Origin of the sequence: Streptomyces griseorubiginosus, from assembly GCF_017614965.1 — a bacterium.
GTDB lineage: Bacteria > Actinomycetota > Actinomycetes > Streptomycetales > Streptomycetaceae > Streptomyces > Streptomyces griseorubiginosus_B.
Window position 1 is genome coordinate 1 of sequence record NZ_WVUG01000260.1, and the last position, 12,890, is coordinate 12,890.

Sequence of the window (12,890 nt, forward strand, 5' to 3'; positions counted from 1 at the left end):
GGGCGGGCTGGAGGCGGGGCGCTACAGGCTGACGTTCACTGTCACGGGCTCGTTGACCAGCGTGATGCCGAAGGTCTCGCGGACTCCGGTGACGACCTCGCGGGCGAGGGACAGCAGGTCCTCGGTGGTGGCGCCGCCGCGGTTGGTGAGGGCGAGGGTGTGCTTGGTGGAGATGCGGGCCGGGCCGGTGCCGTAGCCCTTGGTGAAGCCCGCCTTGTCGATCAGCCACGCCGCGGAGGTCTTGGTGTGGCCCTCTGCCGCCGGGTAGGCGGGCGGTTCGGTGCCCTCGCCCAAGTGGGCCCGCACGCGCGCGTGGAACTCGGCGAACTGGTCGTCGGTGAGGATCGGGTTGGTGAAGAAGGAGCCGGCCGACCAGGTGTCGTGGTCCTCGGGGTCCAGGACCATCCCCTTGCCGGCGCGCAGCTTCAGTACGGTGTCGCGGGCGTCCGCCAGGGGGACGCGGTCACCGGGCTCCACGCCCAGGGCGCGGGCCGTCTCGGCGTACTTGATCGGTGCCGAGAGGCCGTCGGCGTCTTCGAGCTGGAAGCGGACGCGCAGGACGACGTAGCGCTCGGGGTCGGCCTTGAAGCGGCTGTGGCGGTAGGAGAAGGCGCAGTCCTCGTTGGTGAGGGTCACCGTCTCGGCGGTGCGGCGGTCGTAGGCGATGACCTCCGTGATGGTGGAGGAGACCTCCTGGCCGTAGGCGCCGACGTTCTGGATGGGGGTCGCGCCGGCGGAGCCCGGGATGCCGGCCAGGCACTCGACGCCGGCCAGGCCGGCGTCGACGGTGCGGGCGACGGCGTCGGTCCATACTTCGCCGGCGGCGAGTTCGAGGGTCGTGCCGCGCAGTTCGTAGCCGGTGGTGGCGATGCGGAGGGCGGTGCCGTCGAAGCCCTTGTCGGCGATGACGAGGTTGGAGCCGCCGCCGATCAGCAGGAGCGGTGTCCGGGCGGCGTCGGCCTCGCGGACCGCTGAGATCACTTCGGCGTCGGTGGTGGCGGTGATCAGGCGCTTGGCCGGGCCTCCGAGGCGGAAGGTGGTGAGCGGGGCGAGGGGGGCGTCGTGTCGTTCCTGCACGGGCCCAAGGGTATGCCTGCGGCGGCCCGCGCGGGTTCGGTGGGGGCTTGCGTCGCGCACTGCTCGCCGTGGGGGGTCGGTGCCGCGGCGGGGGGTGTCCGTCCTCGGTCGGGCGGTGCTGTTAGTCATGCGGTGCTGTTTGTTGACGCCCGACGCTGCGGGCGGACACCCCCCGCCCCGTCCCCTTTCCGCCGTGGGCGAGTGGTCACACCCTCGTCGGCGGCGGTCGGCTTCTCGCCTTTCCGCTGTGGTTACACCCTCGTTGGCAGCGGTCGCCTCTTCGGGGCGCTCGGGACATGTCGGGGGAGGGAGTACGGCAGTGCGCCGTACCAGAGGCGGGCCACCGTGAAGCCGAAGGTCAGGCAGAGGATGCCGCCCACCGCGTCGAGCCAGAAGTGGTTGGCCGTGGCGACGATGACCATCAGGGTGGCCGCCGGGTACAGCAGGCCCAGGATGCGGACCCAGGGGAGCCTGGCCAGGGCGAAGATCGTCAGGCCGCACCACAGGGACCAGCCGATGTGCATGGACGGCATCGCGGCGTACTGGTTGGACATGTGCTTGAGGTCGCCGGAGGCCATCGAACCCCAGGTCTGGTGAGCCGTGACCGTGTCGATGAAGGTGCTGCCGTTCATCAGGCGGGGCGGGGCGAGGGGGTAGAGGTAGTAACCGACCAGGGCCACACCGGTGGTGGCGAAGAGCACCAGTCGCGCCGCCGCGTAGCGGCCCGGGTGGCTGCGGTAGAGCCATACCAGGACGGTCAGCGTGACGATGAAGTGCAGGGTGGCGTAGTAGTAGTTCATGCCGACGATCAGCCAAGTCACGGAGTTGACCGCGTGGTTGACCGACTCCTCCACGGCGATGCCCAGATGGTGCTCGGTCTTCCAGATCCAGTCGGCGTTGCGCAGGGCTTCGTCTCGCTGCTCCGGTACCGCGTTGCGGATGAGTGAGTACGTGTAGTAACTCACGCCGATCAGCAGGATCTCGAACCACAGGCGAGGTCTGCGCGGGGTGCGCAGTCGGCGCAGGAACCGCGGCCTGTCCGGGGCCGTGACGGGGTCCGGAACGGCCGTCTGATCACGGTCTTCCAGACTGGTCACGGTCGAGTCACCCATAGACACAAAGTCTGCCAGAAATGCGTTCTGTCACCGATCATCCCCCGGTCTTGTCCAGGGCGCATGTTCTACAACACACGGACGTGCGTGCCTACTCCCAGCGCACTGGGGAAAGCGGTGACTTCTCCGCCCTAAGGACGACTCCGGTCGCCGGGTGCCGAGGCCGTCGAGCCCCGGACCACCAGTTCCGGCATGAAGACGAACTCGCTGTGCGGCGCGGGCGTACCGCCGATCTCCTCCAGCAACGTGCGCACCGCCGCCTGGCCCATCGCCGGCACCGGCTTGCGGATCGTGGTCAGGGGCGGGTCGGTGAAGGCGATCAGCGGGGAGTCGTCGAAGCCGACAACGGAGATGTCCCGCGGTACTTCGAGGCCGTGCTGGCGGGCCGCGCGGATGGCGCCGAGCGCCATCATGTCGCTCGCGCACACGATGGCCGTGCAGTCGCGGGCGATCAGCGCGGTGGTGGCCGCCTGGCCGCCCTCCAGGGTGTAGAGCGAGTGCTGCACGAGGTCGGTCTCCACCTTTTCCGCGGTCAGCCCCAGCTGGTCCTGCATCGCGCGGACGAAGCCCTCGATCTTGCGCTGCACCGGCACGAAACGCTTCGGGCCGAGGGCGAGGCCGATGCGGGTGTGGCCGAGGGAGACGAGGTGGGTCACCGCCAGCGTCATCGCCGCGCGGTCGTCGGGGGAGATGAACGGGGCCTGCACCTTCGGCGAGAAGCCGTCCACGAGGACGTAGGGCACGCCCTGGGCGCGCAGCCGTTCGTAGCGCTCCATGTCGGCGGTGGTGTCGGCGTGCAGTCCGGAGACGTAGATGATGCCGGCCACCCCTCGGTCGACGAGCATCTCCGTCAGCTCGTCCTCGGTGGAGCCGCCGGGGGTCTGGGTGGCGAGCACCGGGGTGTAGCCCTGCCGCGTCAGCGCCTGGCCGATCACCTGGGCCAGGGCCGGGAAGATGGGGTTCTCCAGCTCCGGGGTGATCAGGCCCACCAGGCCCTCGCTGCGTTGCCGCAGCCGTACGGGACGCTCGTAGCCGAGCACGTCCAGGGCGGCGAGCACGGACTGGCGGGTGGTGGCGGCGACGCCCGGCTTGCCGTTGAGGACGCGGCTGACGGTCGCTTCGCTCACCCCCGCCTGAGCGGCGATGTCGGCAAGCCGTGTGGTCACGGCACCGGACTGTACCGGCCGTATCGTCATCGCGGTCCCTCTGTTCTGGTCGGTGCCCCTTGTCCCGCATGGGGATGATTCCCGTGCCGGAGCCGGATGGCAAGAGCTTGCAGAGTCTTGCACAACCCGGCTCCCGGCCGCTCAGGGCCGCGGAGCCGCCTGTTGTCGGGTCTCGTCGGGGTTGATGAGGAGTCACGGCGAGGTAACTTCCGGCGTCTCTTGCAGTTTTTTGCTGCAAGGTCTTTCGCGCAGCTTTCATCGCTGTTACGTTCCCTGACGCCCGGCCGCCGCGACGGCGCAGTCGGCAGTAACACGGGCTCACCCTCAAGGAGAACTCATGCGGCGTGGCATAGCGGCCACCGCGCTGGTGGCGTCCCTCGCCCTCGCGGCGACGGCCTGCGGCGGGAGCGACAGCGGCAGCGGCAAGTCGGACGGTCCGGTCACCATCACCTGGTGGGACACCTCCAACGCCACCAATGAGGCACCCACCTACAAGGCCCTGGTCAAGGAGTTCGAGGCCGCCAACAAGGGCATCAAGGTCAACTACGTCAACGTCCCCTTCGACCAGGCGCAGAACAAGTTCGACACCGCCGCCGGTTCCAAGGGCGCGCCGGACGTGCTGCGTTCCGAGGTCGGCTGGACCCCCGCCTTCGCCAAGAAGGGCTACTTCCTGCCGCTGGACGGCACCGAGGCCCTCGCCGACCAGGGCAAGTTCCAGCCCAACCTGGTCAAGCAGGCCCAGTACGAGGGCAAGACCTACGGCGTCCCGCTGGTCACGGACACCCTCGCCCTCGTCTACAACAAGGCCCTGTTCAAGCAGGCCGGCATCACCGACGCCCCCAAGAGCTGGGACGAGCTGAAGGCGGACGCCGCGAAGGTCAAGGACAAGGCGAAGGTCGACGGCTACTGGGGCTCCACCCAGGCCTACTACGCGCAGACCTTCCTCTACGGCGAGGGCACCGACACCGTCGACGCCTCCGCCAAGAAGATCACCGTCAACTCGGACGCCGCGAAGAAGGCCTACGGCACCTGGCTGAGCCTCTTCTCCGGCAAGGGCCTGCACAAGGCGGACACCACCGCCGACGCCTACGCCCACATCCAGGACGCGTTCGTCAACGGCAAGGTCGCCGCGATCATCCAGGGCCCGTGGGAGATCACGAACTTCTACAAGGGCAGCGCCTTCAAGGACAAGTCCAACCTCGGCATCGCCACCGTCCCGGCCGGCTCCACCGGCAAGGCGGGTGCCCCGACCGGCGGCCACAACCTGTCGGTGTACGCCGGTTCGGACTCCGCGCACCAGAAGGCGGCCCTGAAGTTCGTCAACTTCATGACCTCCGCGAAGTCCCAGACCGAGATCGCGCTGAAGAACTCCACGCTGCCGACGCGTGACGACGCCTACACCGCCGAGGTCAAGGCCGACCCGGGCATCGCCGGCTTCCAGACCGTGCTGCCCGCCGCCCAGCCGCGCCCCGCGCTGCCGGAGTACAGCTCCCTGTGGGGTCCGCTGGACACCGAGCTGCCGAAGATCGCCGGCGGCAAGGAGTCCCTGGACAAGGGCCTGAGCAACGCTGAGCTGGCCATCGCCAAGCTGGTGCCGGACTTCAGCAAGTAAGCCCCGCGTGGCCGCCGGATCCCTTGAACACGGGGGAGGGACCCGGCGGCCACCGGCCTGCGCGCCGTACTCCTTGATCCCCTCGAAGGTGCCGAGAACCATGACAGTCGTCGTCCAACGCCTCAAGCGCGGCTACCAGAAGCACTGGTACGCCTACGCGATGATCACCCCCGTGGCCGTCGTGCTCGGCGTCCTCGTGCTGTACCCCCTGGTGTACGGCCTGTATCTGACGCTCACCGACGCCAACAGCCTCAACACCGCGCGCACGATCGGCGTCAACCACATCGACGCCACGTACAAGTTCATCGGGCTCGACAACTACAAGGACATCCTGTTCGGCCCGACCTCCTACGACCGCTTCTGGTCGCACTTCATCTGGACGATCGTCTGGACGGCCCTGTGTGTCACCCTGCACTACACGATCGGTCTCGGACTCGCCCTGCTGCTCGACCAGAAGCTGCGCGGCCGCACCTTCTACCGGCTCGTCCTGATCCTGCCCTGGGCCGTGCCGACCTTCGTCACCGTCTTCGGCTGGCGGTTCATGCTCGCGGACGGCGGGATCATCAACTCGTTCCTGCACACGCTCCACCTGCCGACGCCGGACTGGCTGGAGGACACCTTCTGGCAGCGGTTCGCCGCCATCATGGTCAACACCTGGTGCGGTGTGCCGTTCATGATGGTCTCGCTGCTCGGCGGCCTGCAGTCCATCGACACCTCGCTGTACGAGGCCGCCGAGATGGACGGCGCGAGCGCCTGGCAGCGGTTCCGCTTCGTCACTCTTCCGGGTCTGAGGTCGGTCAGCTCCACCGTCGTACTCCTCGGCATCATCTGGACCTTCAACCAGTTCGCGGTGATCTTCCTGCTGTTCGGCAACACGGCCCCCGACGCGCAGATCCTCGTCACCTGGGCGTACTACCTCGGCTTCGGACAGCAGCCGCGCGACTTCGCACAGTCCGCCGCCTACGGCATGCTGCTGCTGGCCATCCTGATCGTCTTCACCTCGTTCTACCGCCGCTGGCTGAACCGCAACGAGCAGCAGCTCGCGATCTGAGGCAGGAGTTCCCATGAGTACGACCACCGTCGAGACCTCCGCCGAGGTGCGCGAGGCCCGCCCCGCAGCGGCCGGGCGGCGCTTCCGGCGCCGGGGCGAGCAGAGCCTGCCGGGGAAGCTCGCCTCGCACGGCATCCTGATAGTCGCCAGCCTGATCGCGCTCTTCCCGATCGTCTGGCTGATCTTCCTCTCGCTCGGCCCGGACAAGGACGACTACCTCCATCCGGGCGGTATCTGGAAGAAGATGACGTTCACCAACTACTCGTTCGTGCTGCGGCACACCGAGTTCTTCGACTGGCTGAAGAGCTCGCTGATCGTCTCGCTGGGCACGACGGTCATCGGCGTGCTGATCGCGGCCACCACCGGGTACGCGGTCTCCCGGATGCGCTTTCCGGGCTACCGGAAGTTCATGTGGGTGCTTCTGCTCACCCAGATGTTCCCGGTGGCCGTACTCATGGTGCCGATGTACCAGATCCTCTCGGACCTCGAGCTCATCGACAGCTACCTTGGACTGATCCTGGTCTACTGCTCGACCGCGGTGCCGTACTGCGCCTGGCTGCTCAAGGGCTACTTCGACACCATCCCGTTCGAGATCGACGAGGCCGGACGCGTCGACGGGCTGACCCCCTTCGGCACGTTCGCGCGACTGATCCTGCCGCTCGCCAAGCCGGGCCTGGCGGTCGCGGCCTTCTACAGCTTCCTCACGGCCTTCGGCGAGGTCGCGTTCGCGTCGACGTTCATGCTGTCCGACACGAAGTACACGTTCGCGGTCGGTCTGCAGACCTTCGTCAGCGAGCACGACGCGCAGCGCAACCTGATGGCCGCGACGGCGGTGCTGATCGCGATACCGGTGTCCGCGTTCTTCTACCTCGTCCAGAAGAACCTGGTGACCGGCCTCACCGCCGGCGGAACGAAGGGCTGATCCGCCGGTTCAGCAGCGCCCCGTAAGGGGCGCGGGGAACTGCGCGACCAACCACGACGGCGCCGCACCCGAAACCCGAGACGGCCGCGGTGTCCATCCGACCCCGCTGTCACCGCGGCCGTCTCGTCACACCTGACCCCATGACCCTGTTACGTACCAAGGACGCCATGAGCCAGCAGCACACCGCCATCGCCCCGGCACCGCACCCCGCCAAAGCCCAGCGCAGCGACTGGTGGCGGGACGCGGTGATCTACCAGGTCTATCCGCGCAGCTTCGCCGACAGCAACGGTGATGGCATGGGGGATCTGGAAGGCGTACGTTCCCGACTGCCGTACCTGCGTGATCTGGGCGTCGACGCCGTGTGGCTCAGCCCCTTCTACGCCTCCCCGCAGGCCGACGCCGGTTACGACGTCGCCGACTACCGGGCCGTCGATCCGATGTTCGGCAACCTGCTCGACGCGGACGCGCTGATCCGTGACGCGCGGGAGCTGGGTCTGCGGATCATCGTCGACCTGGTGCCCAACCACTCCTCCGACCAGCACGAGTGGTTCAAGCGGGCGCTCAGGGAAGGCCCGGGCTCGCCCCTGCGCGAGCGCTACCACTTCCGTCCGGGCAAGGGCGCGAACGGCGAACTCCCGCCCAACGACTGGGAGTCGATCTTCGGCGGTCCGGCCTGGACGCGGGTGACCGAGCCGGACGGCACCCCCGGCGAGTGGTATCTGCACCTCTTCGCCCCCGAGCAGCCCGACTTCAACTGGGAACACCCGGCCGTCGGCGACGAGTTCCGTTCCATCCTGCGCTTCTGGCTGGACATGGGCGTCGACGGCTTCCGCATCGACGTGGCCCACGGCCTGGTGAAGGCGGCGGGTCTGCCCGACCTCGGCACCCACGACCAGGTGAAGCTGCTGGGCAACGATGTCATGCCGTTCTTCGACCAGGACGGTGTGCACGAGATCTACCGCCAGTGGCGGCTGATCCTCGACGAGTACAGCGGTGAGCGGATCTTCGTCGCCGAGGCGTGGACCCCGACCGTCGAGCGCACCGCCAACTACGTCCGCTCCGACGAGCTCCACCAGGCCTTCAACTTCCAGTACCTGGCGACGGCCTGGGACGCGAGCGAACTGCGCGAGGTCATCGACCGCACCCTCGAGGCGATGCGTCCCGTCGGCGCCCCCGCCACCTGGGTCCTGTCCAACCACGACGTCACCCGGCACGCCACCCGCTTCGCCAACCCGCCCGGCCTCGGCACCCAGATCCGGCTGGCCGGCGACCGCGAACTCGGGCTGCGCAGGGCCCGGGCGGCCACGCTGCTCATGCTCGCGCTGCCCGGATCGGCCTACGTCTACCAGGGCGAGGAGCTCGGCCTGCCGGACGTCGTCGACCTCCCGGACGAGGTGCGCCAGGACCCGGCGTACTTCCGGGGCGCCGGCCAGGACGGCTTCCGGGACGGCTGCCGGGTGCCGATCCCGTGGACCCGCACGGGGTCGTCGTACGGTTTCGGCGGCGGCGGGAGTTGGCTGCCGCAGCCGGCCGGCTGGGGCGAGCTGAGCGTGGAGGCGCAGACGGGGACGCCGGGTTCGACGCTGGAGCTGTACCGCGAGGCCTTCGCCGTCCGCCGTGACCACCCCGACCTCGGCGCCGGTGACTCGGTGGAGTGGCTGCGCGCCCCCGAGGGCGTACTCGCCTTCCGGCGCGGGGAGTTCGTGTGCGTCGCCAACACCGGCGGTGAGTCGGTGACCACTCCGGCGTACGGCCGTGTCCTGCTGGCCAGCGGTGAGGTGACGGAGGCGGACGGCGAGACGAAGGTGCCGGCGGACACGACGGTGTGGTTCACGGCGGAGTGACGGAACACGCGGGGCTGGTCAGAGCCGGGTCGCGGCTCTGACCAGGCCGGCGACGGCTCGGGAGCGGCTGTGCGGCGGCCAGGCGATGACGGTCGTGACCGCCGGGGCGTCCACCACCGGCACGGCGGCCAGGCCGTCCGGCAGCTGGTTCCGGCTCGACTCGGGCGCGATCCAGCAGGTGCGGCCGAGCGCGATCAGCTGGAGCAACTGGGCGTGGTCCCGGGCCTGTGGTCCGGGACCCTCCGGGTAGGTTCCGTCGCGCTCGGGCCAGCGGGGCAGCGGCAGGTCGGGCAGCTCGGTGACCTCGGCCGTCCGTACCTCGGTCCGCGAGGCGAGGGGATGTCCGGCAGGCAGGATCACCACCTGTTCCTCCGTGCGGAGCGCCTCGGTGTCGAAGCCGGACGTGGTGTCGAACGGCAGATGCAGCAGCGCCACATCGGCCCGGCCGTCGCGCAGCATGCCCTCCTGCTCGCCGATCCCGCACAGCAGCAGATCGACCGCGACCGCGTCGGGTTCGGCGGCGTAGGCGTCGAGCAGTTTCGCCAGCAGCTCGCTGGAGGCGCCGGCCTTGGTGGCGAGGACCACGCCGGGGCGGCCGGTCGCCGCGAGGGCGGCGCGTCGGGTGCGGCGCTCGGCGGCCTCCACCGCGTCCAGCGCCGCCCGGGCCTCCCTGAGCAGCACCGCACCGGCCTCGGTCAGGGTGACCGCACGGCTGGTCCGCTCCAAAAGCGTGGCGCCGAGGCGCCGTTCCAGCAGGCTGATCGCCCGTGACAGCGGAGGCTGGGCCATCCCGAGCCGCGCGGCGGCCCTGCCGAAGTGCAGCTCCTCCGCGACGGCGACGAAGTACCGCAGCTCACGCGTCTCCACACCGCCAGCGTACTCGGCCGCACCTGGATCGATACCCGGGCGGTATCGCCGCCCACCCGATCGGTGTTGGCCCGCGCCCACGGGGCTCGACCAGGATCGACGGTATGAGCGAACAGACGATCGCGCTGGTGACCGGCGCGAACAAGGGCATCGGATACGAGATCGCGGCGGGCCTGGGCGCCCTGGGCTGGCAGCTCGGGGTCGGCGCCCGGGACGAGGAGCGGCGCGAGAGCGCCGTGGCGAAGCTACGGGCGGCAGGTGTGGACGCGTTCGGGGTACCGCTCGACGTGACCGACGACGGAAGCGTGGCCGAGGCGGCGAAGCTGGTCGAGGACCGCGCCGGACGCCTGGACGTGCTGGTCAACAACGCGGGCATCACCGGCGGCATGGAGCAGCTGCCCACCACGGTCGACGTGGCGACGGTACGGGCGGCGGTGGAGACCAACGTGCTCGGCGTCATCCGCGTCACCAACGCGATGCTGCCGCTGCTGCGGCGCTCGCCGTCGCCGCGGATCGTCAACATGTCCAGCAGCGTCGGCTCCCTCACCCGGCAGACCACGCCCGGTATCGACCTGGGTCCGATCGCCGTCGCCTACGCGCCCTCGAAGACCTTCCTCAACGCGGTGACCGTGCAGTACGCCAAGGAGCTGGGCGACACGGACATCCTGATCAACGCGGCCTGTCCCGGCTACTGCGCGACCGACCTCAACGGCTTCCACGGCGTCCGCACGCCGCAGCAGGGAGCCGCGATCGCGATCCGGCTCGCCACCCTGCCCGACGGCGGCCCGAGTGGCGGCTTCTTCGAGGACGCGGGGGAGGTGCCCTGGTGATGTCGGAGGGGGTGCGACCACTGATGGCGCGGTCGCACCCCTTGCGAGCTACTTCCAGGTGTCGCTCGTGGAGTACCCCGACGAACTGCCCGTCGTGAACGAGCGGTTGGTGCCGGACTCCCAGGTCACGTTCCCGGAGCCGTCCTTCTTGACGTACTTGTACGTGAAGGCCGTGCTCTTGGGGACGATCACCAGCTTGCTCCACGTCGGGTAGGACTCCGAGGACAGCGGGATCGCGTCACTCGTGTTCCAGGAGCCGAGGGAGGCGATGGAGCCGACGACGTAGACGTTGGTGCCCCAGTCGGTCGTCGCCGTCTCGTGGAAGGTGACGTCGGTGGCGTCCGTGTCCGCCACGTTCCAGGAGTTGTTCAGGGAGACCGCCGATGACGTGGTCGTGGCGGACCTGTTGGCGTTCGACTCCCAGGTGACGTTCCCCGAGCCGTCCTTCTTCAGGTACTTGAAGGTGAAGGACGTGTTGATCGGCACGCTCACCTCGCCCGACCAGACCGGGTAGCCGGAGGAGGACAGCGGGATCGCCTTCGAGGTGTCCCAGCCGCCGAGCGCCGGGATGGAGCCGACGACGTACACGCTCGTGCCGGACGTCGTGGGCGCGTACTCGTTGAAGGTGGCCTCGACCGTGGAGCCGGAGGAGCCGCCGCCGGTGTCCTCGCAGCCGACCGTGCAGGTGTAGGAGGCGTTGTAGAAGGCGACCGCGCTCTTGGCGGGGACGGTGATCGAGGCGTTGCCGCCCGACACCGTCACCTTGCTCGCGCCGCCGTCGATCACGTTGGCGTACGTGCCGTCCGCCATTCCGGTGGTGAAGGTGTAAGTGGCCGATGAGGAGCCGTTGTTGAGGGCGAAGAAGCCCGCGCCTGAGCGGCCGAAGCCGATGACGGTGGAGGACTTGGTCTGCCAGTTGGAGACGGCCGCCTTGTCGGCCGCGTTGTGCCAGGCCACCATGCCGACCACCGCGGTGTCCCGGTCCAGGCAGTACCAGGAGCCGCTCGCGCAGTCCGTGTTCGTCACGAAGCCCGAGGAGTTCGGCGGGGCCTGGTCGCTCTGCGTCCACTCCCAGCTGGCGTACACGGTCGGCGTCGACCACTTGTAGGCCAGCTGGAAGAGGTTGGCGAGCTTGTAGGTGTCCCCGTCCTTGTAGGACAGGTGCAGGCCGTTGCGCTCGGTGTCGTGGTTGGTCACGAAGGACACCGAGTTCGCGGCCGGCAGGATGCCGCTGCTCTCGATCGACGCCAGGTCGCTGACGTTGCCCTGGAAGGCCGACTTCAGCTTGCTCGCGTAGGTGAAGTCGAGGACGTCCCCGGAGGCGTAGTAGTCCGCCGGCTGCGGGGTCGAGCCCGGGTAGACCTCCTGGAAGACGTACGGCGCCGTCCCGGACGTCGTGTTCGTCAGCTTCGACTCGATCGCCGCCAGGTCCGCCTCCGGGATGTGCTTGGCCGCGTCCACGCGGAAGCCGTCGACGCCCAGGGCGAGCTGGGAGTTGAGGTAGTCGGCGATGCCGGTGCGGACGTGGTCGGAGCCGGTCCGCAGGTCGGGCAGGCCGAGCAGTTCGCAGTTCTGGACCTGGGTGAGGTTCGCGTAGTCCTGGATGGTCAGGTCGGAGGTGGGGCAGTCCGAGGAGTCGTGGTAGTCGGCGCGGTCCCACTCCCGGGTGTCGTACTTGCTGCTGATCGTCGTGCCGTTGTAGCCGGTGCCGGTCTGGGCGGCGGTGTGGTTGATCACCGCGTCCGTGTAGACCTTGACGCCGGCCTTGTGGCAGGTGCTCACCATCGACGCGAACTTCGCCGCCGTCCCGAAGCGGCTGTTCAGGTCGTAGGAGTAGGGCTGGTAGACGTCCCACCAGTAGTAGCTGGACTGCTTGAGGGACTCCGCGGGGGGCGCGACCTGCACCGCGCCGTAGCCCGCGGGGCCCAGCACCTGGGTGCACTCGGAGGCGACGGAGTCCCAGTTCCATTCCCAGAGGTTGGCGATGACGTCGCCCTTGGCGGTGGTGTCCGCGTGCGCGTCGGCGGCGGGCAGCGCGACGGCGCCCGCGAGGGCCAGCGTGCCGGCGGCCACGGCGGTCGCCGTGCGCCGGAAGACACCTGGGGGGTGGTGTCTGTTCATGTGCGGCTCCGATGAGGGGTGTTTGGGTTTCAACCAGTGGTGAGAGTGGGGCAGTTGAGAAGGGCACGTCAAGATTGGCGTTGAAACTTCTTGCTATGAGTTTCAAGACTCTTGCTGTAAACCTTTCGGCAGCGATACGGTCGCGCGGGGTCGGACCCAACAGAGCCGTCATCGCAAGGAGTTACCGCCTGTGATACCGAGAGCGAGACGGGTCGCGGCCGTCACCGTCGTGGCCGTTGCCGCCGCCCTGATCCAGCCACTGGCCGCCCGGGCGGCCACCCCGCCCCC

Annotated in this window: 10 protein-coding genes; 5 read left to right on the forward strand and 5 right to left on the reverse strand. The window is 69.0% G+C overall.

What is annotated here, in order from left to right; translation table 11 throughout:
- Positions 1–21: 21 nt before the first annotated feature.
- The 3 genes from GRC12_RS33720 to GRC12_RS33730 all read right to left on the reverse strand — a co-directional run bounded on the left by GRC12_RS33720 (position 22) and on the right by GRC12_RS33730 (position 3,355).
- Entirely contained in the window at positions 22–1,077 is a 1,056-nt protein-coding gene (locus GRC12_RS33720; protein ID WP_208783583.1) for a UDP-N-acetylmuramate dehydrogenase, read from the reverse strand.
- Between the two features lie 251 nt (positions 1,078–1,328).
- A complete protein-coding gene (locus GRC12_RS33725; RefSeq protein WP_208783590.1) occupies positions 1,329–2,189 on the reverse strand; it encodes a phosphatase PAP2 family protein in 861 nt (286 codons plus the stop codon).
- Between the two features lie 131 nt (positions 2,190–2,320).
- A complete protein-coding gene (locus GRC12_RS33730; RefSeq protein ID WP_208783591.1) occupies positions 2,321–3,355 on the reverse strand; it encodes a LacI family DNA-binding transcriptional regulator in 1,035 nt (344 codons plus the stop codon).
- A gap of 337 nt (positions 3,356–3,692) precedes the next feature.
- Between GRC12_RS33730 and GRC12_RS33735 the strand changes: the two genes are divergently transcribed.
- The 4 genes from GRC12_RS33735 to GRC12_RS33750 all read left to right on the forward strand — a co-directional run bounded on the left by GRC12_RS33735 (position 3,693) and on the right by GRC12_RS33750 (position 8,784).
- Entirely contained in the window at positions 3,693–4,967 is a 1,275-nt protein-coding gene (locus GRC12_RS33735; protein WP_208783593.1) for an extracellular solute-binding protein, read from the forward strand.
- A 100-nt stretch (positions 4,968–5,067) separates the two neighbouring features.
- Positions 5,068–6,018, forward strand: a complete 951-nt coding sequence (locus tag GRC12_RS33740; RefSeq protein WP_244374193.1) for a carbohydrate ABC transporter permease — start codon at positions 5,068–5,070, stop codon at positions 6,016–6,018.
- Between the two features lie 13 nt (positions 6,019–6,031).
- Positions 6,032–6,940: a sugar ABC transporter permease gene (locus tag GRC12_RS33745; protein ID WP_208783595.1), complete on the forward strand. Its 909-nt coding sequence runs from the start codon at positions 6,032–6,034 to the stop codon at positions 6,938–6,940.
- A gap of 167 nt (positions 6,941–7,107) precedes the next feature.
- Positions 7,108–8,784 carry a glycoside hydrolase family 13 protein gene (locus GRC12_RS33750; RefSeq protein WP_208783600.1) on the forward strand — a complete coding sequence of 559 codons (1,677 nt, stop codon included), beginning with the start codon at positions 7,108–7,110 and terminating at the stop codon, positions 8,782–8,784.
- A gap of 18 nt (positions 8,785–8,802) precedes the next feature.
- Here the strand turns inward: GRC12_RS33750 and GRC12_RS33755 are convergent, their stop codons facing one another.
- Entirely contained in the window at positions 8,803–9,651 is an 849-nt protein-coding gene (locus GRC12_RS33755) for a LysR family transcriptional regulator (protein WP_208783597.1), read from the reverse strand.
- 104 nt (positions 9,652–9,755) lie between these two features.
- Between GRC12_RS33755 and GRC12_RS33760 the strand changes: the two genes are divergently transcribed.
- Positions 9,756–10,481, forward strand: coding sequence for an SDR family oxidoreductase (locus GRC12_RS33760; RefSeq protein ID WP_208783598.1), 726 nt, complete (start codon positions 9,756–9,758; stop codon positions 10,479–10,481).
- A 48-nt stretch (positions 10,482–10,529) separates the two neighbouring features.
- Here GRC12_RS33760 and GRC12_RS33765 read toward each other — a convergent pair whose 3' ends face one another.
- Positions 10,530–12,602 (reverse strand): carbohydrate-binding module family 20 domain-containing protein, encoded by a 2,073-nt coding sequence (locus tag GRC12_RS33765; RefSeq protein WP_208783599.1) that lies wholly within the window; start codon positions 12,600–12,602, stop codon positions 10,530–10,532.
- Positions 12,603–12,890: the final 288 nt, after the last annotated feature.

Coding starts and splice junctions, on each gene's coding strand:
- GRC12_RS33740 (WP_244374193.1), top strand. CDS start 5,068: ATGACAGTCGTCGTCCAACGCCTCAAGCGCGGCTACCAGAAGCACTGG.
- GRC12_RS33760 (WP_208783598.1), top strand. CDS start 9,756: ATGAGCGAACAGACGATCGCGCTGGTGACCGGCGCGAACAAGGGCATC.
- GRC12_RS33765 (WP_208783599.1), bottom strand. CDS start 12,602: ATGAACAGACACCACCCCCCAGGTGTCTTCCGGCGCACGGCGACCGCC.
- GRC12_RS33745 (WP_208783595.1), top strand. CDS start 6,032: ATGAGTACGACCACCGTCGAGACCTCCGCCGAGGTGCGCGAGGCCCGC.
- GRC12_RS33725 (WP_208783590.1), bottom strand. CDS start 2,189: ATGGGTGACTCGACCGTGACCAGTCTGGAAGACCGTGATCAGACGGCC.
- GRC12_RS33735 (WP_208783593.1), top strand. CDS start 3,693: ATGCGGCGTGGCATAGCGGCCACCGCGCTGGTGGCGTCCCTCGCCCTC.
- GRC12_RS33750 (WP_208783600.1), top strand. CDS start 7,108: ATGAGCCAGCAGCACACCGCCATCGCCCCGGCACCGCACCCCGCCAAA.